Consider the following 23,998-nt stretch of genomic DNA (forward strand, 5'->3'; position numbering starts at 1 on the left):
TACTTCCTTAACGTCTGAGAGGAAGGTGAATGGTAAATTCGGTATGACCTGGCCAACTGGCACATTCAATCTTCCCTTTATGCTGATTAATTAAATTTTGTGCAATAGACAATCCTAAACCAGTACCACCTTCTCGCCCAGTTACCATTGGATAGAAAAGGGTATCGAGCAGTTCGGTTGGAATGCCTGGTCCATTGTCGATAATTCTGATTTCTGCAGCCAATTTAAAGCGTTGGCCGGCAATTGTTGCTTGATGAGCGGTACGGGTAATAATGTTGATACTCCCGCCTTTTTCTCCCAAGGCTTGAACGGCATTTTGAACAATATTGAGGAAAGCCTGTAGCAGTTGCTCATGGTCCATCTCAAAATCTGGAATGCTGGGGTCGTAGTCACGCTCAACGCTAATGCCTTCTGGTAGATCAAGCTTAACCAGCTGGCGTACTTTCTCGAGTACAGAATGCACATTGTGCAGTTCATGCAAGCCTGGGCGCTGTGGACCAAGCAAGCGATCAACCAGTTTTCTTAAGCGGTCAGCTTGCTCAATAATAATGCCGGTGAATTCTTTTAGCTCTGGGTTAACTAACTCTTTTTCCAGCAACTGCGCTGCGCCACGCAAGCCGCCAAGCGGGTTTTTAATTTCATGAGCTAAGCCGCGAACCAGTTCTTTCGCTGCTTGTTGCTGGGCGTGTTGATAAAGCTCTTGAGAGATCTTCTTTTGCTGGCCAATGGCACGCATTTCCAGCATCAGTAAATTTTGGTTTTGGTTGTTGATGCGCGTAGCAGAAAGCTCAACCAGCGCATGATGACTATCGAAAACCAAGGTCACTTCATTATCGGTAAAACTTTGCCCAGAGCTACACACAGTGCCTAGTTTACTAAGGTCCAGTGAGCTATGTTTTACTTGGGTGGCCAGCGGCTCATCTATAAGCCGCTTAGCACTTTGACCGAGTAGTTGTTCGGCTGAAGCATTAACGTATTGAATCTTTAGCTCTGCATCAAGCAGCACTATGGCAGTTACTTGATTTTCCAATACTAAGCGCTCGAGCCCAGAAATATCTAACACTACTCTCTCCTGAATGATGCGCACCATTTTGGTGCTCCTGCACTGAGTTTAACCTCAAAAAGCAGAGAGTGACTAATTAGCCTCCCCCTGCTGCGGCCGCTCCAGCGCCAAATGCGTTAGCGCGGTGCAAGAATACGGTTATGGGCTTAGACGATGCAATTTCCTTGCCTGAATCATCAACTAGCTGCACCTGAATTGTATGGGCGCCGCGATCAATGTTGGTGAGCTGGAAGCTACCCATTTTAGTGATTTGCCCCTGTGGCACGCCGTCAAGCACCAATTTGTAGCCCATGCTGTTTAAGGGAAGCGGGGTAGAGCTAGCACTGATTGAGATCTTGCCTTCGTTATCACGAATGGTTTGCTCATGGCTCGGGCTAGTGATGTTCACTTGATACTGAATTGGCTTTTGTTTCTTTTTCAGTGGGGTACGCGGTGTCACAATAGGGCCTTCAGTGGCTGGCGGAGCAACGTCTACCTTGAGTTCAGTGGCACCAACCTGAGGGCGGTCTGAGAAATGCGTTACACCATCCTGATCAACCCATTGGTAAATTTTGTCAGCAGCTTGGGCACCAAAGACTACGCCACTGATTAATAAAGCTATAGCAAACCATTTGCTCATTAATAATTCCTCCATTCAACTTGCTAAAGGTGGGCAAAAACGTATTGAAAAGCAATAAAAAAACCCGCTTTAAAGCGGGTTTTTTAAGCCGTGTAACGTTTTGTTTATACGCTGTAGTACAATTCGAACTCAAGTGGGTGAGTTGTCATGTTGATGCGCTCAACGTCAGCAGATTTCAATGCGATGTAAGAATCGATGTAATCGTTGCTGAATACGCCGCCAGCAGTTAAGAATTCACGGTCAGCATCTAGGTTAGCTAGTGCATTTTCAAGTGAAGTTGCCACTTGTGGAATTTCAGCCGCTTCTTCTGCAGGTAGGTCGTATAAATCCTTGTCCATAGCGTCGCCAGGGTGGATTTTGTTTTTGATTCCGTCAAGGCCAGCCATCAACATTGCAGAGAATGCTAAGTATGGGTTGGCTGTTGGATCCGCAAAACGTACTTCAATACGACGCGCTTTAGGCGATGGTACTACTGGGATACGAATAGACGCTGAACGGTTACGCGCTGAGTAAGCTAGCATAACTGGCGCTTCGAAGCCTGGTACCAAACGCTTGTAAGAGTTAGTTGAAGCGTTAGCAAAAGCGTTAATGGCTTTAGCGTGCTTGATGATACCGCCAATGTAGAACAATGCAGTTTCAGATAGGCCGCCGTATAGGTCGCCAGCAAATAAGTTTTCGCCGTCTTTCCAAATTGATTGGTGAACGTGCATACCGCTACCGTTATCACCAACAACTGGCTTAGGCATGAAGGTTGCTGTTTTACCGTAAGCGTGAGCTACGTTATGAACAACATACTTAAGAACCTGAGTTTCATCGGCTTTTTCAACGATAGAGTTGAATTTAGTTGCGATTTCGTTCTGACCAGCTGTTGCTACTTCGTGGTGGTGAGCTTCAACAGTTTGACCCATTTCTTCAAGAACTAGACACATTGCTGAGCGAAGGTCTTGTGAAGAATCAACTGGAGCTACTGGGAAGTAACCGCCTTTAACGCCAGGACGGTGACCAGTGTTGCCGTCTTCGAAGTGCTTGTCTGAGTTCCAAGATGCTTCATCAGCATCAATTTTGTACATAGAACCTGACATGTCAGTTTTGTATTTAACATCGTCAAACAAGAAGAACTCTGGCTCAGGACCAAAGTATGCTGCATCAGCAATACCAGTAGAACGCATGTACTCTTCAGCACGCTTAGCTACAGAACGTGGGTCACGGTCGTAACCTTGCATTGTAGAAGGCTCTAGAATGTCACAACGGATGTTTAGTGTAACTTCTTCAGTGAATGGGTCTAATACAGCAGTAGCTGGATCAGGCATCAATACCATGTCTGATTCGTTAATGCCTTTCCAACCTGAGATTGAAGAGCCATCAAACATTTTACCGTCTGAGAAGAAATCTTCGTCAACTTGGTGAGATGGAATAGATACGTGTTGCTCTTTACCTTTAGTATCAGTAAAGCGTAGGTCAACAAATTTAACTTCTTGCTCTTTAAGCAAAGCTAAAACTTCTGCAGACATGTTTTTAACCTCCAGTGTCATCAAAATTGATGGTTCAATCGATTTAATAGTTATTTATACGAATAATCGTGGTTGTGTTGCATCAAGCTAAAACTATGCCAACACATAAGGTGCTGATTTTAATGGCTAAAAATTGATTAGGCATCAATTTAGTGCAGAGCTTTGCACTTTGTTGGTGCTATTCTTGTCCATTTTGGTGCAGTGAGTTTTTGGCCTTAGCTATCATACCCTAATTGGGTAGCGGAAAAACCGTGATCAACTTAAAACTATGAGAATTTGCCGTTTATATGTACAATGGCGCACTTTTTACTTTTACCTCACAATAAAAAGGGCTGAAAGCCGTGCTAGATAAGTTAAGAAACATCGCCATTATTGCTCACGTAGACCACGGGAAAACTACCCTGGTAGACAAATTACTGCAGCAATCTGGAACCCTACAAACGCGTGGTGATGCTGAAGAGCGGGTAATGGACTCAAACGATCTTGAAAAAGAACGTGGTATTACCATTTTGGCAAAAAACACGGCGATTGAGTGGAACGATTACCACATCAACATCGTAGATACCCCTGGACACGCCGACTTCGGTGGTGAGGTAGAACGTGTTTTATCTATGGTTGACTCTGTATTGTTGTTGGTAGATGCCCAAGAAGGCCCAATGCCGCAAACCCGTTTTGTTACTCAGAAAGCCTTCGCTCAAGGTTTAAAACCTATTCTGGTAATCAACAAAATCGATAAGCCAGGTGCTCGTCCTGATTGGGTAATGGACCAAGTATTTGATTTGTTCGATAACTTAGGTGCTACCGATGACCAGTTAGATTTCCAAGTGGTTTACGCATCAGCGTTAAACGGCTGGGCTAGCTCAGAAGAAGGCGTAGAAACTGATAACATGGAACCGTTGTTCCAAGCTATCGTTGATAACGTTGCTCCACCTGAAGCGAAAGAAGGCGAAGGTTTGCAAATGCAAATCTCTCAGCTTGATTACAACTCTTATGTTGGTGTTATTGGTGTTGGACGTGTATCACGCGGCAGTGTTAAACCAAACCAACAAATCACTGTTGTGGGTGCCGATGGTAAAACCCGTAACGGGAAAGTGGGTCAAGTATTAGGTTACTTAGGCCTAGATCGCCATGAAGTAACCGAAGCTAACGCCGGTGACATCATCGCTATTACTGGTTTAGGCGAGTTAAAAATCTCTGACACCATTTGTGATCAAACCAATGTAGAAGCATTGCCTGCCTTGTCAGTGGATGAGCCTACCGTAACCATGACTTTCCAAGTAAACACTTCTCCGTTTGCTGGTAAAGAAGGTAAGTACGTTACCTCTCGAAACATTCTTGAGCGTTTACAACAAGAGTTAGTGCATAACGTTGCGCTACGTGTTGAAGAGACTGATGATCCAGATAAGTTCCGTGTTTCTGGTCGTGGTGAGCTACACCTAGGTATTTTGATTGAAAACATGCGTCGCGAAGGCTTCGAGCTAGCGGTATCACGCCCAGAAGTAATTCTGCGCACTGTAGATGGGCAGTTAGAAGAACCTTATGAAGTAGTGACTATTGATGTTGAAGAAGAGCATCAAGGTAGCATTATGGAGCAGCTTGGTTTGCGTAAAGGCGAGCTAACTGACATGGCGCCAGATGGCAAAGGCCGTATTCGTATGGACTTTATGATCCCATCACGTGGTTTGATTGGTTTCCAAACCGAGTTTATGACCTTAACCTCAGGTTCTGGTCTGCTTTACCATACGTTCGATCATTACGGTCCACACAAAGGTGGAGTAATTGGTCAGCGTCAAAATGGTGTGCTTATTTCTAATGCAACCGGTAAAGCCTTAACGTACGCCTTGTTTAACCTTCAAGAGCGTGGCCGTTTGTTTACTCAGCATGCTGATGAAGTTTATGAAGGTCAGGTTGTGGGTATTCACGCTCGTGACAACGACTTAACAGTAAACTGTTTGAAAGGTAAGCAGCTAACTAACGTTCGTGCATCTGGTACCGATGAAGCGCAAGTACTTACGCCGCCAATCGTAATGACCCTTGAGCAAGCGCTTGAGTTTATTGATGACGATGAGTTGGTAGAAGTAACACCAGAGAACATCCGTATTCGTAAACGCCACTTAACTGAGAATGAGCGTAAACGTGCATCTCGCCCGCCTAAAGCTTAAGGTGAACTAAGATTTATAAAGGCAGCCTAGGCTGCCTTTTTTATTGCATGTTTATACCTGAAGTAACTATCTATTCTGGCTCACAGCATCTAACTGATTAGTGCTCGCTAATAGTGCAGGGCTGGGGTTGACCGTTTGTTTTATTAGTTCAAACAAGGGTTGATATAACAGCGGTAAGTGTTCTTGGAAACGTTCGACCGTAATATGGTAAGCCGCGCGGATGCCATGATAATCGATATTTGGCCCAATTCTGGTCATTTTAATGCCGAACATAGAAAGGCTGCGAGCAAGTTTGGGCTCAACCATTACGTACGCATGTTTTATTCCGCACTGCTCGGCAACAATTGATGCCGCTAAATACAAGCTCATAGTGATATAGGGAAAAGTTCGCAGTTCCTTTTGGCTAAATACGCTTAAACCCGCTCCAGCTGGTGCAGCGCCATTTTTGAGATCGATTTTTCGGCGACGAAACTGGGTGTCTAGGGCCACCCGCGATACTTCACAAATGCTCTCTTTAGCAAAGTTATCGGGGTGTAGCTCTTGATGACTAATCACTGATTGGCCAGTGTCTAGCAAAGGTATGCTTTGCTGCTTGCTGGGGCTAACCATTCTTAGGCATCCTGCATCTAAGCCGGAGTTAAGGTGCTGAACTCGGCAGTAATGGGAATAACTATCGTAAACATCGCGCTCCATTTGCTGGTTATTACTTGGCTCAAACTGAAACTCTTCGCAGTAAACGCGATGCCGTAATTGATAGATTTTGGTTACCTCTTCCTGATTGCTCGCAATACTGGCTTGAAAGTAACGTTGGTAACGTTGCGCGAGTTCGTCCGCTTGATGCTGTATAGCTAGTTGCTTTACTGACGATGCTGATAATTGCAATTTTCTAGGAGCAATTGCACTGGGTTGTTGATAACTCACAAGTAAACCTAATTAGTCCCTTAAATGTCTAGCAAGGCTAGTCATTCACCATAGTTACATTATTATCAATTAGAGTGGTTTTTATGAATTTAGTCACTTTTTATGGATGGTTATTGTCTACAAATGTGTCCTAGCGCATATTTGGTGTTATGAAAGCCTTATTCATTTTATTGGCATATTGTAGTGCGATTAGCCTTGCTGGGAACTGTGTAACACTTTTAGCTATTCGAGAGGGTTTGGAATAGTGGGGGCGGAAACGAATGCTGGTGCATATTTATGCGTTTTTGAGTTGGTCCGACTAGAGCTTTTGATTGCAGGTTTCTATAACAATGGGCTGAATATATGGATGATATTCTCTAATAGCCGACGGTAAATTGGCCGTTTTCGCCAAGCGAGTGCATTAATACGTGTACTTTGTTGAAGATAATGCTGCATGATGCGATCTAGATCTTCAGCATAGGATTTGTCATCGATAATCGACGTCACCTCAAAGTTTAGCCACAAACTTCGCATGTCTAAGTTTACCGTCCCCACTAGAGCAACTTGTTGGTCTATTAACAGGCTTTTTGTGTGCAACAAGCCACCGTTAAATTTGTAGATGTTTACCCCGGCATTTAGTAGCTGCTGGTAGAAAGAGTGGCTTGCGTAGCGGACCAAAAATGAATCGTTCCTAGCGGGTAGGATCAGGTTAACTTCAACGCCTCTGCTAGCCGCGGTAACCAGCGCCATTTGTAAACTTTCGTCAGGCACAAAGTAAGGGCTGGTGAGCACTATTTGTTTTTTAGCGAGGTATAGCGAGGTAAGTAGCAGCTGAATAATGTGATCGCCAAAAATACCCGGCCCTGATGGCATTATTTGCATGCGTTGTTGGCCTACCGAAGCCGTAGTAGAAAGCAAATCAAGCTGTTCGATAAGTGCTTCGCCGGTTTCCATTTCTATGTCGTAGGCAACTACCGCTTGTAGGTTCAAAGCTGCAGGGCCTTCTACTCTTAGCATGAGATCTATCCACTGTCCGACACCGCGCTGTTGGTTAAAAAAGCGTGGGTCGACTAAGTTCATTGAACCGGTATAAGCAACCTGTTGGTCTATTGCTGCAATTTTTCGGTGTAGGCGTAAGTCGATACGTTGTAACAACATGCGCACTGGGTTGGCATGCAGTGCTTCTACTACATTTACGCCGGCATTCAATAACTGAGATGAAGCACTAGACTTAAGAAATTCACTGGAACCAACCGAATCTACCAGTAAGTAAACACTCACCTTTCGTTGAGCTGCTTCGGCTAGAGCAGTAAGTAAAGGGTCAAGCAACCCACCTTGCTGAACAATGTAAAACTCCATGTAGATGCTAGATTTTGCTTGCTGTATGTCTTTAGTGAGCTGGGTTAACGTTTCCAAAGAGTCTTCGAAGTTGGTAAGTTGATTCCCCCCTAGAATTGGCAAACCCAGTAAGCGGCGGGTAAGTTGATTCAGCGGCTCCGCTACATCGGAACAGGATTGTTTTACTACGTGGGGGGAGCGATTAAACAGGTGAACGCTTTGCTTGTACTTAGTTTCCATTAAGCGAGCACGTTTGGCTCGCAGCCGCCCTAGGTAACGTTCGCCAAACAGTTGATAACAGATAATACCTACTAGTGGCAGTGCAAATATCAGCAGTAGCCAAGTTAAAGTAATTCCCACAGGCCGGCGCTTTAGCATTACTTGCAGCGCCACCGCGACAATTAGCAAGGCATAAATGAGCAACCCTAAGTCGGATAAGTAGGTATTCGTCACCGTTTGGCCTTTAGATAAAAAACCTATTGATAACTTAGCATGAAGGGCACAAAAAAGCCGCTAACTCAAACGAGTAGCGGCTTTAGATTTAGTTACTGATAGGCTTAGTTGTCGAGGGTGTCGGTGGCCACTTTATAGCTTGGATCTTCTATTAAGTTAACTTCCACCGCGCTTCCTGCCTTAGTTAGCAGTTTACGACACTCTGGGCTAAGGTGCTTAAGGTGAAGAGTTTTACCGGCTTTTTCGTAACGCTCTGCCAAGGTATCGATGGCTTCAATCGCTGAGTGATCACTTACTCGCGACTTGGCAAAATCAATCACTACATCTTTTGGATCGTTAGCTGGATTGAACAGCTCTAAGAAGTTAGCCGTTGAGCCAAAAAACAAGGGGCCATCCAACTCATAAACTTTATGGTCGTCATCTACGCTAGTGGTCGTTACGTAAATGTGCTTAGCGTGGTTCCAAGCAAATACCAACGCAGATACGATTACACCAATCACCACCGCTACCGCTAAGTCGGTAAATACGGTGACGACAGATACCAGCACAATCACAAAGAAGTCAGCTTTAGGCACTTTATTAATCATGCGCAGGCTGGCCCATTCAAAGGTGCCTAACACAACCATAAACATTACACCGACCAAAGCGGCGAGAGGAATCATCTCTATCAGAGAAGAACCAAATAGAATGAAACCCAGTAGTGCTAGTGCCGCGGTGATGCCCGATAAGCGGCCACGACCACCAGAGCGAATGTTAATCATGCTCTGGCCAATCATTGCACAACCACCCATACCACCAAAGAAGCCAGTGGTTACGTTAGCCACACCTTGGCCAATACACTCTTTGTTACCGTGTCCACGGGTACCGGTCATTTCATCAACTACGGTTAAGGTTAGTAGTGACTCAATTAAGCCGATAGCCGCCAGTACGATGGCATAAGGGAAGATGATTTTCAGTGTTTCTAAGTTGAATGGCACGCTTGGGATAGAGAAGCTTGGTAAACCGCCAGCAATAGTTGCGTTAGCGTCACCGGTCATACCGCGTACAAAATCTACCACTGTGCGGGTATCTAAGTTTAATACCTGCACTGCTACGGTAACACCCACAATCGCCACCAAAGAAGCAGGGATTGCGCTGGTAAGTTTTGGCAAGAAGTGAATAACTGCCATGGTGATAGCCACCAAGCCTAACATGATCCAAAGCTGACTGCCTTGCATCCACTCTAGTTCGCCAAAGGCATTGGGCACTTTAAACTGACCAAGCTGAGCCAAGAAAATCACAATAGCCAAGCCGTTTACAAAGCCTAGCATTACCGGGTGTGGCACCATGCGGATAAACTTACCCAAATGGAAGACCCCAGCTAAGACCTGCAAAATACCCATGAGCACCACAGTGGCAAATAAATACTCCACACCGTGATCTGCGACTAAGGCCACCATTACTACCGCTAGCGCGCCAGTTGCACCCGAGATCATACCTGGACGGCCACCAATTACAGCGGTAATTAACCCCACCATAAATGCTGCATATAAACCTACTAAAGGTTCTACGCCGGCAACAAAGGCAAAGGCAACTGCTTCAGGAACTAAAGCTAGCGCAACCGTTAAACCGGAGAGTAAGTCATTTTTGACTGTTGCTCCCCGAAATTTAGGAAATTCAAACATGTTCTTAGGATCCAATAAAGAACGAAAGGAAATGGGGCGGGAGTCTAGCACTTAATGTGATTCAGTTCAAAAAAACATCAGCTTTTGTTCAGCTTTTTTTAGCCAAGTTTGTGGCTTAAGCCCTTGTTAAACTTGAGTTGCGTCATTAACTAGTTCATCCTTTAGCGAGATAATGCAAAGGAGTGAAATGAATCATGAGCGGGCAGAAAAACACGCCTAATTGGCAAGCGCTTTTCCAGCAAAGCAAAGCGTTTGCGCTTTTCTTGTTTGAGCGGATAAAACAAGAAAAACTGACCATGATCGCCGGCTCATTAGCTTACGTTACCTTGCTGTCTTTAGTGCCTTTAGTAGCAGTAACGTTTTCAATTATTAGCGCCTTCCCAGTATTTTCCGGCTTTCAAACCTTAATCGAAGATTTTGTGTTTAGTAACTTTGTACCGGCTTCTGGTGAAGTGGTGAAGCAGAGCTTGCGTGGCTTTGTTGAAAACGCATCGAAAATGACAGCAGTAGGTATCGCAGCTTTAGCCGTAGTGGCCTTAATGCTCATTTCGGCGATTGATAAGAGCCTGAATATGATTTGGCGGGTTGAGGAAAAACGCCGTTGGCGTAGTGCTTTTCCTATGTATTGGATGATTCTAACTTTAGGCCCCTTGTTAATGGGCGGCAGCTTGGCGCTAAGTTCTTACATCTTCTCCATGCAACTGTTTGCCGATGAAACATTATTAGGCATATGGAATAAAATGCTTCGCACGGTGCCGTTGTTATTTTCTGTAGGGGCATTTTGTTTGTTGTATTTGCTGGTGCCAAATAAGCCGATCCGTTTTGTCCATGGTTTAAGTGGCGCTGTGGTGGCGGCCTTGTTGTTTGAACTGGGTAAACGAGGTTTTGCTTTCTATGTTGCCTCATTCCCTTCCTACCAAGTTATTTATGGTGCTCTCGCCACCATACCCATTTTATTTGTATGGGTATATGTGAGTTGGATAGTGGTGTTAATTGGCGCCGAAATTACCGCCGCTTTAGGCGAATTTACCGAGGGCCAACAAGTACAAGATAGCAGTAGTATCATTGAGGAGTCTGAATGATTGCGTTGATTCAACGGGTGACACAAGCCAGCGTGTGTGTGGCTGATCAAACTATTGGTGAAATAGGACCTGGCTTATTAGTGTTGTTGGGTGTTGAGCAAGGTGATGACCAAGCAAAGGCCACCAAGCTTTGTGAAAAAGTAATTAAATACCGTATTTTTGCTGACCAACAAGGCAAAACCAATCTTAACGTGCAGCAAGCGGGTGGCAGCTTATTGGTGGTATCTCAGTTCACTTTGGTGGCTGACACCGACAAAGGTTTACGCCCAGGCTTCTCTAAAGGCGCCAGTCCCGAGCAGGCCAATCACCTTTATGAATACTTTGTTAGCGCTTGTCGTGACCGCGGAATGCCTACTGAAACAGGTGAATTTGCTGCCGATATGCAGGTATCTTTGGTCAATGATGGGCCTATGACTTTTTGGCTGCAGGTTTAATTTTCATCAATAAAATCGAAACTTTGCGGCGGCTCACATATCAGATTTGCTGCCTAGAAAGGCAATTGACACAAATGACTTTAATCGGTCATATTAAGAGAAAGCGCTTTCACGAGTAAACTTAAAATCTGACTGTGCCCAGAAAGGTTTTGTGTGAGAGCGCTTACAAATACAGAGAGGCTATAGTAATAATGGCAACAATCAAGGAAGTCTCTGATCTAGCGGGTGTTTCGCAAGCAACCGTATCCAGAGTAATGAACGGTAATAACAAAGTTTCCGATGTTAATCGTGAGCGAGTTATGGCCGCCATGGACAAATTGGGTTACCAACCTAACTCTTTTGCACAGGCTCTGGCTACCAACCGCTCTTACAGTGTTGGGATTGTAGTAGGTACTTTATCGGGCCCATTTTTCGGTCCCATGATGCACAGTATTGAGTCGGTATTACGCAAAGAAGGTCAGCACCTTATTGCCACTAGTGGGCACGACAATATCGAGCAAGAGCGTGAAGCGATTCGTTTTCTTAATTCGCGCCGTGTTGACGCCATATTGCTGGTGGTTCAAGCCATGAGTGATGACGAATTGATTGAGCTGTGTACCCGCAACCCAAATGTATTTGTATTAAACCGCTATGTGCCAGAGCTAGCGCATCGCTGTATTTATTTGAACAATGAGTTAGGTGGATATTTGGCCACCAAGCATTTAATTGATTTAGGCCATACTCGGATTGCTTCGATCACCGGTCCATTGGTGCACTTTGATGCTCGTGAGCGTCTGCAAGGTTATCGAAATGCGCTTAGTGAAGCAGGCATAGAATACGATCCGCAACTTATTGTTGAAGGTTTGTATCAAGAAGATGGTGGTACTAAAGCGGCGGCTAAGTTATTTCAACGTGGCATCGATTTTACTGGTGTGGTGTGTGGTAACGATAACATCGCTATTAGTGTTTATGACATTTTGTCGCGAGATAACGAATCACCGGCTGAGCGTATCTCGGTGGTAGGCTACGATGACATGTTCTATTCACGTTATTTGCGCCCTAAGCTTACCACCATTCGTTTCCCGATTGAGGAAATGGGCACTATTGCCGCCAATATGGTGCTGCAAAATTTGGCCGACAAGAATTTAGTAAACGGTGTGCAATTAGAGCCCTCGCTTATTGTGCGTGAATCTACTGCCCCACCAGTTAGTTAACAAGCTTATCTATATGTAAGGAGTTTGAATGTGATTATTCCCCCCCAGCATTAAACGACTCCTTGCTTGGTGTTAGCTATAGGTTTCTTCAAATTTATAGCTAACATCGATCTCCAGTGAAAACTGGTCGTCTTTTTAATCCCATAAAATGTGTAAGATGCGACCCATTGGGCGCAGTTTGAGGTTGTTGTATGTCTTTTGATTTTCCAAAGTCGTCCCCGTTTCGCCGTTCTGACTTTATTTTTGGTGTAGCGACAGCTGCCTTCCAAATTGAAGGTGCTAACCAAGAAGATGAGCGCTGCGAATCCATATGGGATCGCTTTTGCGCCACCCCAGGAAAAGTAGCCAACGGTGATGATGGCACCATTGCTTGTGACCACTACCACCGCTGGGAAGAAGATCTAGAGATGATTGCAGAGCTAGGTGTTGATGCCTATCGCTTATCAATTGCTTGGCCACGGATTATGCCGGTAGAAGGTCAAGTTAATGACAAAGGTATCGCATTTTACCAACAGCTAATTGCCAAACTTAAACAACTAGGTATTAAGCCGTTTGTGACCCTATATCACTGGGACCTACCGCAATACCTCGAAGACAGAGGTGGCTGGTTAAGTCGTGAAACTGCGTATAAATTCGCCGAATTTGCCGACATCATGACCAAAGCGCTTGGTGATGATGTTTATAGCTATGCCACCTTTAATGAGCCCTTATGTAGTGCCTTTTTAGGCTATCGTTATGGTCAACATGCCCCAGGTTTAACTGAAGATAAGTTTGGCTTTCAGGCTGCCCACCATATTCTTTTAGCCCATGGTTTAGCCTTGCCTAAGATGCGTGAGAATGCCCCAAGTGCCGAACATGGCATCGTGCTTAACTTCACTCCGGCTTATCCAGCAGATCCGAATAATGCTGCAGATGTATTAGCTGCCGACTTTGATGAACAGCAGGGCATTCACTGGTTTTTGCAGCCAATCATCGAGGGACAATATCCTGAGGCTATTCGCCAGCAGCAGCCGCTTTGGTGGCCAACCATTCTGCCGGGTGATTTAGAGCTAATAAAACAGCCCATCGATTACTTGGGTATCAACTATTACACCCGCCATGTGATAAAAGCCACCGATGATGGCCCTAAACAGGTGACCCTAGAGGGGGTTGAGCGTACCGACATGGGTTGGGAAGTGTGTCCACAAGCCTTAACTGGCTTACTCACCAAGCTAAATGAGCGCTATGAACTCCCGCCAATTTTTATTACTGAAAATGGTATGGCAGGGGCAGATACTCTAGAAGATGGCAAGGTGATTGATCAGCAGCGCTGTGATTATTACCAATCACATTTAAATGCGGTTGCCGATGCCATTGAGCAAGGGGTTGAATTAAAAGGTTATTTTGCTTGGAGCTTAATGGATAACTTCGAGTGGGCCTTTGGTTACGAAAAGCGTTTTGGCATCGTATATGTCGATTACGATACCCAGCAACGGGTACCTAAACAAAGTGCTACTTACTTTCAGCAGTTTCTAAAACAACGCGCAGGAGCATAATTATGGCGTCACTGTCATTTAAAGATCTTCGTAAGAGCTACGGTAAGGTCGAAATCGTAAAAGGTTTCGACATAGAGATGAGTGATGGTGAATTTGTTGTATTACTCGGTGCGTCGGGTTGTGGTAAGTCAACCATCTTAAGGATGGTAGCCGGCTTGGAAACCATCACTTCGGGTCAAATCAAAATGGGCGATAAGTGCCTGAATGATGTTGACCCGAAAGACCGTGATTTAGCGATGGTGTTTCAAAGCTACGCGCTTTACCCGCATATGACAGTGTATGAAAACATTGCATTTGCGCTCAAGGTTCAAGGAGTTAAGAAAGAAGAGATTAAGAAGTCGGTAGAGTGGGCCGCCGAGATGCTGCAGCTAACTGATTACCTTAATCGCAAACCTAAGCAGCTGTCGGGTGGTCAACGCCAGCGAGTTGCTATGGGGCGTGCTATGGTGCGCACACCTAAGCTATTTTTGTTTGATGAGCCGCTGTCTAACCTAGATGCTAAACTGCGTGGCAAAATGCGTGCAGAAATCAAAGATATGCACAACAAATTGGGTGTAACCACCTTATACGTGACTCACGACCAGGTCGAGGCAATGACTCTTGCCGACCGCATTGTGATAATGAACAAAGGCGTTACCGCTCAAATCGGCACGCCCTACGAAGTATTTACCCAACCTAAAAACCAGTTTGTTGCCGGCTTTATCGGTTCTCCGTCAATGAATATGATCCCAGCTAAGGCCAAGCAGGTGCAGGGTGAGTGGCTACTGGAGTTAGCAGGCCAAGAGATTAAAGCTCCTGAGAAGTTTGTTGGGAAGTTGCAAGAAGGCCAAGAGCTAATCTTGGGCATTCGTCCTAACGATATTCATTTGCATGAAAAGCAGCTAGAGCCTAGCCATGTGATTGCTGCCAAAGCGACTTTCACAGATAGTGAGCTATTGGGCGCAACTATGCATGTTAAAGCAGAGCTTGGTGGACAGAGCATTATTATTGAAGCGCCGGCTGAGCACACTAAATTACCCAGTGAATTAGACATCTTTTTAGATGCCACCTTCGTACACTTATTTGATGGTGAAACACAAGAGTCTTTAGCTCAGCCTTAATATTCTCTAAGCTATGACACAAAATAAAAAAGCCAGCATTACGCTGGCTTTTTTGTGTTTGTTGCGAGGCTTAGCCTAGCACCACTTCTACTTGATGTTCACCATCGTTAAATACCGGAAGCACTTTACCGCTAATTGTTTCACCGTTAACTTTAATGCTTGCTACGCCTGAGCTAACGCCTTGAGGGTTGCTCACTGTGATATTGTACTGGGCGCCACGGTAGCGACGTTTCACGCTAAAGCTTGGCCAAGCTTTAGGAATACATGGGTCAATTTCTAGGCCTACCAGAGTAGGTTTAATACCTAGTATATATTGGGTTCCCGCCACGTAAGTCCAAGCTGAGGTGCCAGATAACCAAGCATTGCGCCCCATACCAAATTGTTTGTGCTCTGCACCTAGAATGTTTTGTGGGTAACAGTAAGGTTCTGATTGGAACACATCTAAGTTGTCGTTATGGAAAGCCGGGTTAATTTGGTTGTAGTACTCAAAGGCTCGGTCACCGTTGCCAGCAATGGTTTCAGCCATCATTACCCAAGGGTTAGAGTGCAGGAAAATGCCGCCATTTTCTTTTGCTCCCGGTGGGTAAGTACTTACCCCACCAAGCTGAGGATCAAAGCCATTGTAGCCAGGGCCCGATAACATAATGCCGTACTTGGTATTGAGTTTGTGGTTTACTGCATCTAGGCCTGCCAGCATCCGGTCGCCTTCGGCAAAACCTGAAATAACCGGCCAAGACTGTCCGTTGGTATACAAGCTACCATGCTGGTTTTTATGAGAACCAATAGGCTCGCCTTCGTTGGTAAAGTAGCGTACCCACCACTCACCATCCCAAGCATGTTGGTTCACTCGTTGTTTCATTTCTTGGTAGTAGCCGTTAAGTAGCTCTAGATTGGCTTTATCATCAATGGCTGACGCAATGTCGATTAACTCTTTTAAGGCTTTACCAAATAGGTTGGCTACAAATAAAGATTCTGCGCCACTTGGTAAGTTAACCGTATCGTTCCAATCTGCAAAGCCTAATAGCGGTAGGCCATGCTCACCAATGTTGTTCCAAGTAAAATCAATGGATTTTAGTAGATGCTCGTAAACACTACCTTGGCTGCGGTCGGCCAGCTCCAGAGTTTTGCTGTAGTAAGTAATGGGTTTGTTTAAGAACTCTAAATCGCCAGTTTCTTTTAAGTATTGCGCAACAGTAAGCACAATCCATAAGTGGTCATCGCCGTAGTAATCTGGGCAATCAGGCTCTTCACGTGAGTCACCTTCATTGGCTTCCATAGTGAGTGGGAAGTACTGGTGCATGGCAGAACCGTTTTCTAGCTGTACCGACAACAAGCGTTCGGCAAACTCACGTGCTTCTTGCGGCATATGCGCCATTACCCCAATTAAATCTTGCGAGGAGTCACGGAAACCAATACCTCGAGCGCCATAACCTAGCTGGTAAAGCGACAAGTAACGTGACCAGTTTTTAGTGGTATGACATTGACGCGGATTATGCACGTTTAGCATAGAGTTCATGGCGTTGTCTGGGGTGTCTACTTGCATTACATCAAGGTAGTTTTCCCAGAAGTTGCTTAGCTCGGCAAAGGCTTGGTCAACGGCTTGTTCGTTGCGGTATAAGGCAATGTCTGCTTCAGCTTCTTGCAAGCTAGGTACTTGGCCAAGTTGAGTGATTACTCGCTCTGTTTGTCCTGGTGCCAGCTCGCCCAATTTAACCAACAACGCACCTACGTTATCACCGCGGTCGCATTCAGAATTACTTAAGCTTTCTTCTTGTAACGACAAAGGCTTAGACCAAGAACCAAATTCGTTATCGCCTAAAAATGCTCGGCGATCACCTTCCCATGAATCAACAGGGCGGTTACAGCTTAGATAGTTAACAGCGCTATCGCGTTTCATGTAGGCGTATTGCTCTAACACTACATGGCCGCTGTCTTCAGCGTGCGCTTTCAAGGTCATGGTTTGTGGAACCCAGTCGGCGTTAACCAGCTGCTTTAATGCATCGAAATGGGTGAATTCATACACCGGCGCTACATCTACTGCTTGCGTTTGCTGGCTAATATTAGTCACCTTAATATCTTGTAATAAGGTACTAGAGCCTTGTGGTACAAAGATTTTTACGTCAATTTGCAGGCCTTGAGCTTCCACAACCCAGCGGGTGTAAGACAAACCTACGCGACACTCAAACTTATCTAAGGCTTCTAAACACGGCGTATAAAACGGAGAAAACAGCTGATAGCCCTGCTCAGTTTTACGGCGTATGTAAATGGTTGAGCCTTTGAACTCAGACTGAGGCAGCTGAGCAATATACTTAGTGATACGGTTTAATGCCGGATCTTGCTTACATACTACGGTGCCACCAGTGGTATCAATTAAGCCACCAAAGTCTAGAGTTCCTACGTAGTTCGCCCATTTTATCGGCGTTTTTGGCGTAGTTAGAACGTATTCTTTGTTTTGGTCATCGAAGTAACCGTATTGCTTGTTCATATTTACCTCAAATTATTAAGCTGAATGCTGTTCTGATTTGGTTGTTGAGCTAACCAAAGGCAGTGAAAAGATCATTCCAGGGCGGAAGTAACGACCAGCGGTGTACTTCAATCCGGTATGGTGAAGGGCGTAAAACAGCGTTTGGCTGTCTAACTGAAATTGTTGACAGACTGCGGCACTGCGCAGCTTAAATTCGCTGAGTTGGCGCGGGATATCGGCCGCGATTCGGCCATCGGCATAAAGTAAACCTAGCTCGATAAGCGCTTTGCTAAGCTCGACTGCTGCCGGCTCATCTAGCTGGGCAAACTGCTTGGCGTCAAAGCGGCAACTGGCGTTAAAGCCCTCAGGTGCTGCAAAAGGAACGCGAGCATCTAGGTACAAGTTTCGGTAGCAGGCGCTGAGTAAATCCGCCGCTTGCTGTTGCATGCCCAGGGCAGCCATGGCGTTGACTAAAGAGTATTGCACCCCAATCCACACATCGTGAGCTTGAAAATTATCCCACTCTTTAGTCTCGCCGTAGCGGCTAACTAAATTGGCTGCTCCCACTCGCGCGCTGTTTATTTGGTAGTTGTGTTTATAAACGTACTCTAGGGCGCGGCGTTGTTGTTGCTCGCTAGAGACTGCAGGCAATTGCAACATCCGGCAGTAGCTATCGGCCAATAGCTGATCGGCAAAGCTGTCATCACTGTCTAGGCTTATCTTATCTAACCATGAGGGTTGCCAAAAATCGCCCAAGGCAACTAGCGCTAATTTACGAAGTTGGCGGCATAATTTTGGATTTTCGGCGTCAATCGGCCAAGTTTGGCTGCTATGGTACTTAGCCCACAAGCGCTCAACGCTTGTTGTTAGCTCACCAAGTTCTAACAGTTCAGGAGTAGATAACCAGCGGTTAAGCGCTTCCACCAGTTCCACAGAGCAACTGTCTTGCTTTAGCTTTAACTGCTGAGAAAATGGGCTGTTGAGTAAGCTGGTTATCAGTTGCTCGCGCCGTTTTTCTGTTACGTCACCAATTTGCAAAGGCGTAACATAAAAGTGGAAGTAGCCGGCTTTTTCATCCCATAAACTGGCTTGAAATTGCTTACGAGCGCGGCTGGCAAGGTAGCGGTATTCCTGTGGAATACTGGCTTTGTTTAGCAGTTCTGCAATGCAGGCGTAAGCTTCTAAGCTGGCTATCCACAAAGAACCGCAATATACCGAAATGCCGTGCGAAGACAGGTTATCAAAGGTGTCGTCGGTGCCACGGGTTAATGGGAAACACTGCCCAGGCTCAACCATTGCTTGTAGGTAATGCATGGCTGCTTGGCAAGCTTCCCAGCAATCTTGCAGCAAAGCCTTATCGCCATGAAAGCGGTAATGGCGCAATAGCATTAAGATGTATTTAGGGGCTAAATCTTTCCACTCTTTAACGTTGTGCCAATCATAGGCATCGGGTTTAGCATCAAAGGGGCTGCCGAGATCATGAATCACCGCGCCGCGCACTGCCCGAGGACCTTCGGTTTTGCTGTTGGGTAGGTCCGCATGCGGCAGGCCGACATATTCGTGGTGGCGACGAACAATGTTGTTTTCCGCCAATACTGCCTGTGAGAAGTGGCGCATTACTGCCCCATCTAAGCGTGGGAAGCACTGTAACAGCGAGAATGAACCGTAAAAGTAAACGTCTAAGGAATTGAAAAATGGATAGTCGGCACACTCTCGTACTAAGAATCGATCTTGTTCATCCCATACTGTAGCTTCAGCCAAAAATGACAAGGTGTTTAGCGCTAGCGTGCGGGTTTCGGCCTTGCCGCTGGTGGACATGGGCAGCGAATCCAAGCATGCATCGGGCATTAATTGTTGATTAACCGTCGCTAGGGCTGCTTGCACTTGTGGTTCTATTTCAATGGCGTGCTTACAAATAGCTAAGGCGCGGCCTTGCGACTCAGGGTAGAACTGGCGGTATTTTTTCTGGCTGCTTAAGCCGGGTAATTGAATATGCGGGAAGTCGAGAACCAGCGAGAATAAGATTTCAACACTTTCGCCTGGGGCTAGCTCGCCGCTAACACATAAGGCGCTTGAGCTTAGTTCGCGCCCGCTATAAATGCCACGGTCAACCGCCTGTGCAAAGCGACCACTGGCGAGTGCACCGGCAACCTGTTGGGCACTGGTGTCGCTATAAAAATAAGGTTTTGCACTCACGCAACACTGCGTTGGCGCTGATACCGAGATACAGCTTTGGCCATCAAAATCCACGCCAGGGCTGGCTTTACCGGTCATTTCTATGGCGTAGTGATGCTTGCCTTCTGTTTGCCAGCTGGTGGCATGAGCTTGCTGAGTATTGGCTGCTCTTACCAAACTACATGCTGCATCTTGAACCCCAGGGCGCTGTTTAATTGCCTGAAAACCAGAGAGGTTCTCTAGGCATCTCACTAGGCTAAAGCTTTGTCGCTGGCCGCTGCTATTGTGTAATACCACTCGGGTATAGCTTATTGGTAACGCTGCCCAATCTTCATGGTTAGGAATAACCGGGCTGTAGTGATACTTGCTCACTTGAATCGCTTGTTGGCCGCTAAACCGTTGTTTAGCCACCGGATACAGTGCGCTGTAGTCTATTTGTTCACAAGGCCAAGCCGCTACACCGTTGTATTGTTCTGACTCCCAATCGCCAATTAAGGCCTGCTGTGATTGTTGCTGCAGACCTAAGGCTCCATCGTAAAAGTCTAATAGCCAACTTATATTCAGCTTGGTGGTTTGCTTAGCGGCTGTAATCAGTTGTTGAGTCTTGCTGGATAGTTCTACTTTCCATCGCTCTAAGTTTGCAGCATTCCACTGATAGAACTCTGGTTCACTAAGCAGCAGTTGAAGCGTGGCAAGTTGTTGCTCAACATTCATGTCAGGCGTAAATAGCGGTGCTTGTTCAGCCTTGCTTAGGGCAAAGAATTTTTGCTTTTGCTGAAAATCACTGAGATTAACAATTACCAGCTGTTGCTGGTCGGCCGGAGTTTGGCTTAAATAGAAGTCTTCTAAACGCAGGCTATCACGCTTTTGGTCACTTAAATGCAGGCCGGGAAGCATATGTAATAGCGGCGTTGTACCCGCTGGCGTAAAGGTATAAGCACTGCCAATGCCACCTAAAGCAATTCCTGTATCTGCTGGAGTCGTACTTAATGGTACGTACCAAGGTTGAATAAACTCATCCGCTAATCCTGGGCTCATCAAGTCGTTTACTTGGCCGTGATAACTGGATTGTGCGGTATAACGATGCAACATTGGTTCAACCTCTCTAAATACCTTGATGTGTAAGCGCTTTCACATGGCATGTTAACAGTTGAGCTTTGCTTGTTTAGCGCCTCAATTCGAAAAAGTGATCCGCTTCAATAAAAGATTTCGTAATAGGAAAGCCATGAAAGAAGCTGTCATTTTTCGTTAGATAGTGTTGTTTCTTCCTACTTGCTAACTGGCTGTAAGCTATATGTAGTGCGGCCTTTGTTCGCTATTTCTTTTAATCCAAGTGCATGCGTGACAAGTTTCTTAGCTTGTTATGGCTATCGCTCATCCAAAAAAACATTAGTTGAGTTTCTTCTTAATTAACGGAGCGGGAAATCTGCTGCAATGAGGTTTGAACTCTTAGCGAATAGAGGTGCGCGCTAACATTTATTTCACTCTTTCTTGTTTAATTTTTAGAGTAAAAGGTCAAATGAAAATAACTGAGAGCCTTGAAATGCCTAGTTAACATCGCTTGTTAACGCTAATGGTAGCGTTCAAAAATGTGCAAATGTTTACTTGGGAAAAATTGTTTGATATGCCTCACATAGTTCGATTTTTGTAATGAACTTCTTGATGTGAAAAAACATCATTTGTTTCATGGCTCTTTCATGCCTTTATTATTGGGTTGTTTTTTACTTTTAATACAAGGCCTTATGTATGTAAGTGCTTTCTTGAAACGATGTGGATTTCGAGAATATTTCATGAAACAGAATGTATGAAATTTGTATATTTTGTGATCGCCGCTATTTGCAAGCGTTTTCATTAGTGATGAAGGTCACTTATTTATCTTATTTTGAGCTCTATACTGCTAAACCATGGCTAGTTGGCCATATATAAAAAAAGCTTCCAATAAAATTTCAAGATTCACACGGAGTTGAACAAAATGAAAATGAAAGCGCTTACAATTGCAATTGCAGTCGCGTCCGCGGCAACCTCACTTAGCTCATTCGCTGGTACCCCTAATTTCTCTGGTTACGGCCGTTATGCTCAAGAAACTTCTGACGATGAAATCAGAATTATCAAAGGTGATTACGGTGTAATTAATGGTGTTGGCCGTCTAGGTAACGAAGGTAACTGGATGGAGTTCATGCTTTCTCAAGGTTTTGAGAATGGTGACGCGCAGTTTGACATGAATGTAATGTTAAACACTCCTGGTTACTCGCCAACTTGGGGCGACACCATTGGTCTAGCTCAGTTCTACGGTGGCGGTAAAGGTATCTTTGCTTCGCAACCAGATGCTTACGTATGGGCGGGTAAACGCTTCTATGGCCGTGAGCAAGGCGGTTTAAGTGATTACTTCATGATGAGTGCCGATGGTTCGGGTGCTGGTGTTGATAATCTGAATGTTGGTTTAGGTCAACTAGATTTAGGTTGGACTCAAGCGGGTTCTGGTGCTGGCGACCCGGGTACTGCCGACGGTCAAGTGAACCAGTTAATGCTTAACTGGCACGACATCAAGGTAAGCGAGCAGGGTGCCTTGAAGTTCCGCTATAACTATGCCTTTGCTACCGGTGCAGAAAAAGATGCTTATGACAATGATTCAGCTCACCAGTTCTTTGCTTCTTACCGTCAAGGTTTAAGCAATGGTTGGTTCCAACTAGCCGGTCGTTACGAGACGGATGCTGCAGCTTTAACCATCTCTAATTCAGCGGGTCACAACTGGTCGAATGTTCGTGATGTTAACGCAGACAGCTACGGTGTATTTTTAGATGGTGCAGTTAACTTCGGCGAAATGACTGCTATGGAATACAACGCCAACTGGTTACGCATTGAGTGTGAAGATGGCCGTCAAACCTGTAACTTTAAAGAAAACAACGAATACAGCGTTGCGGTTCGTCCTCAACACCACTGGAATGAGTTCATGGCCACTGCTGTAGAAGCTGGTTTCCAAGCTACTGAGCAAGACGGTAAAGGTAGTGATGCATGGAAAGTTACCTTGTCTCAAAACTTCCAAGTGGGTCACTTCATGTGGTCTCGCCCTGTAGTTCGCTTCTACGCGGTAACGGGTGAGATTAAAACAGATGGTGCCGATAAGTACGACTTAACAAAAATTGGTGCCATGGTTGAAGCTTGGTGGTAAACCCAGCTAAGCTGAGTACAGTTTATTAGGTACTCAACCAAGGAGTGGGCGCTAAGTTGTTAGCGCCCACAATTAAGAGGTGGAAATTTGAAAAAAGTATTAACGGTAATTGTGGGCTGTATATTAGCTAGCGGCTGTTCAAGCTCTAGTGATGAGAAGCCTTTTGAAGTCACTGACCCGTTTCGCACTTGGAACACCCAATATGTAGATGAGGCAAAAATTGCTGCCAATCTGCAATCAAATAATGTTTCACCATTACTTCCTTCGCAACTGCAATACCAGTTATTAGCCTTAGATAGAACTAATCGGATTGATGTCACCGAAAAATCACCGGTAGTGCGTTTTCCTGAAGGAAACTCTTACACCGCCGCATTGTTAATTCCTGAAAACATTACCCAGTTTACCTTTTACTTAGATAGCATTGTTGGCAGAACGGTATTTGTACCTACTGTTATTTTCTATGATGAAAGACTAAAAGAAGTGCTTCGAATTGAAGACAGTACCTTAAATGCGGAAGGCTTCCTCAGCATGAAGCAGGAATTGCTGCCAGAGCAAGCTAAGCGTGCTCGTTACTTGCTGGTTTATAGCAAGGCAACTGACTTTGCTGGAAGAACCGAATTGATCGACCCTAAAACTGTTTATGAAGAAAAAACTGGCGGGGGATTACCAGCTACCTTTAAATATTACTCTAAGCATTCGCCTATTGGTAATTTAGATATTCGCTTTGTAGACGTGTTGTTTAGTTCGTCTTTTGTTACTACACCAGCAAGCACAACCCAACAGAATGTTACGCCCGTTGAGCCAGCACCAGTAAAAGCTGAGTCAGCGAGCACTGCCGCGGCAGCAACAGCAACTACAGCAGTAGTGGCTAGCCAAACTAAAGAAGAGATGCTCAGCGATACTGAGAACTTCTATCTTGAGCAGATTAGTAAAGCGGTAGAAAAGAATGACCTCTCTAGGGCCTTAAACCTAGTTGAGGAGGCAGAGCGTGCCGGATCTTCAAAAGCGCAATCCCATTTTATGGAGCAGTTGAAGAAACAGCAGCAACAGTAGTGCAGTACACAAGTGTGTTTTTTTCTAATCCCTGTTTATACGGCGCCTAGTGCGCCGTTTTTTTTGGCTAGGAATTCAGGGCT

General features: G+C 45.3%; 16 protein-coding genes. 8 read left to right on the forward strand and 8 right to left on the reverse strand.

The features are described 5' to 3' along the window. Positions 1-7 precede the first annotated feature (7 nt). From glnL to glnA, 3 genes are all read right to left on the reverse strand, one after another. Positions 8-1,090: a nitrogen regulation protein NR(II) gene (gene glnL, locus K5620_RS01045; protein ID WP_016399896.1), complete on the reverse strand. Its 1,083-nt coding sequence runs from the start codon at positions 1,088-1,090 to the stop codon at positions 8-10. Between the two features lie 49 nt (positions 1,091-1,139). Next, entirely contained in the window at positions 1,140-1,682 is a 543-nt protein-coding gene (locus K5620_RS01050) for a DUF4124 domain-containing protein (protein ID WP_016399895.1), read from the reverse strand. A 104-nt stretch (positions 1,683-1,786) separates the two neighbouring features. Continuing rightward, the gene (gene glnA / locus K5620_RS01055; protein WP_016399894.1) at positions 1,787-3,193 is read right to left on the reverse strand and encodes a glutamate--ammonia ligase; all 1,407 of its coding nucleotides are present in this window, start codon (positions 3,191-3,193) and stop codon (positions 1,787-1,789) included. A 341-nt stretch (positions 3,194-3,534) separates the two neighbouring features. On the opposite strand from glnA, the gene typA reads away from it, so the two are divergent. Next, on the forward strand, positions 3,535-5,355 hold the full coding sequence (gene typA, locus K5620_RS01060; RefSeq protein ID WP_016399893.1) for a translational GTPase TypA: 1,821 nt from the start codon (positions 3,535-3,537) through the stop codon (positions 5,353-5,355). A gap of 66 nt (positions 5,356-5,421) precedes the next feature. Here the strand turns inward: typA and K5620_RS01065 are convergent, their stop codons facing one another. The 3 genes from K5620_RS01065 to K5620_RS01075 all read right to left on the reverse strand — a co-directional run bounded on the left by K5620_RS01065 (position 5,422) and on the right by K5620_RS01075 (position 9,710). Next, positions 5,422-6,276 carry a PEP-CTERM/exosortase system-associated acyltransferase gene (locus tag K5620_RS01065; RefSeq protein ID WP_016399892.1) on the reverse strand — a complete coding sequence of 285 codons (855 nt, stop codon included), beginning with the start codon at positions 6,274-6,276 and terminating at the stop codon, positions 5,422-5,424. 321 nt (positions 6,277-6,597) lie between these two features. Further along, positions 6,598-8,046 (reverse strand): cardiolipin synthase, encoded by a 1,449-nt coding sequence (gene cls / locus K5620_RS01070; RefSeq protein ID WP_016399891.1) that lies wholly within the window; start codon positions 8,044-8,046, stop codon positions 6,598-6,600. Between the two features lie 104 nt (positions 8,047-8,150). After that, entirely contained in the window at positions 8,151-9,710 is a 1,560-nt protein-coding gene (locus K5620_RS01075) for a SulP family inorganic anion transporter (protein WP_016399890.1), read from the reverse strand. Positions 9,711-9,904: 194 nt separating this feature from the next. Here K5620_RS01075 and K5620_RS01080 point away from each other — a divergent pair, with 194 nt between their 5' ends. The 5 genes from K5620_RS01080 (at position 9,905) to K5620_RS01100 (ending at position 15,054) form a co-directional block, all read left to right on the forward strand. Continuing rightward, positions 9,905-10,792: a virulence factor BrkB family protein gene (locus K5620_RS01080; protein ID WP_016399889.1), complete on the forward strand. Its 888-nt coding sequence runs from the start codon at positions 9,905-9,907 to the stop codon at positions 10,790-10,792. Continuing rightward, a complete protein-coding gene (gene dtd, locus K5620_RS01085; RefSeq protein ID WP_016399888.1) occupies positions 10,789-11,226 on the forward strand; it encodes a D-aminoacyl-tRNA deacylase in 438 nt (145 codons plus the stop codon). Before K5620_RS01080 ends, dtd begins: the two co-directional genes overlap by 4 nt. 191 nt (positions 11,227-11,417) lie before the next feature. After that, entirely contained in the window at positions 11,418-12,419 is a 1,002-nt protein-coding gene (locus K5620_RS01090; RefSeq protein WP_016399887.1) for a LacI family DNA-binding transcriptional regulator, read from the forward strand. Between the two features lie 191 nt (positions 12,420-12,610). Then, the gene (locus K5620_RS01095) at positions 12,611-13,954 is read left to right on the forward strand and encodes a GH1 family beta-glucosidase (protein ID WP_221077439.1); all 1,344 of its coding nucleotides are present in this window, start codon (positions 12,611-12,613) and stop codon (positions 13,952-13,954) included. Between the two features lie 2 nt (positions 13,955-13,956). Continuing rightward, the gene (locus K5620_RS01100; RefSeq protein ID WP_016399885.1) at positions 13,957-15,054 is read left to right on the forward strand and encodes an ABC transporter ATP-binding protein; all 1,098 of its coding nucleotides are present in this window, start codon (positions 13,957-13,959) and stop codon (positions 15,052-15,054) included. A gap of 70 nt (positions 15,055-15,124) precedes the next feature. On the opposite strand, the gene K5620_RS01105 is transcribed toward K5620_RS01100, so the two are convergent. Together K5620_RS01105 and K5620_RS01110 are read right to left on the reverse strand one after the other, a co-directional pair. After that, positions 15,125-17,539, reverse strand: coding sequence for a glycoside hydrolase family 94 protein (locus tag K5620_RS01105; protein WP_016399884.1), 2,415 nt, complete (start codon positions 17,537-17,539; stop codon positions 15,125-15,127). A gap of 15 nt (positions 17,540-17,554) precedes the next feature. Beyond that, a complete protein-coding gene (locus K5620_RS01110; RefSeq protein WP_016399883.1) occupies positions 17,555-20,785 on the reverse strand; it encodes a GH116 family glycosyl hydrolase in 3,231 nt (1,076 codons plus the stop codon). 880 nt (positions 20,786-21,665) lie between these two features. On the opposite strand from K5620_RS01110, the gene K5620_RS01115 reads away from it, so the two are divergent. Both K5620_RS01115 and K5620_RS01120 read left to right on the forward strand, forming a co-directional pair. Beyond that, positions 21,666-22,862 carry a carbohydrate porin gene (locus K5620_RS01115; RefSeq protein WP_016399882.1) on the forward strand — a complete coding sequence of 399 codons (1,197 nt, stop codon included), beginning with the start codon at positions 21,666-21,668 and terminating at the stop codon, positions 22,860-22,862. Positions 22,863-22,949: 87 nt separating this feature from the next. Next, on the forward strand, positions 22,950-23,915 hold the full coding sequence (locus K5620_RS01120; RefSeq protein ID WP_016399881.1) for a MalM family protein: 966 nt from the start codon (positions 22,950-22,952) through the stop codon (positions 23,913-23,915). Positions 23,916-23,998: the final 83 nt, after the last annotated feature.

It is taken from the genome of Agarivorans albus (assembly GCF_019670105.1).
GTDB lineage: Bacteria > Pseudomonadota > Gammaproteobacteria > Enterobacterales > Celerinatantimonadaceae > Agarivorans > Agarivorans albus.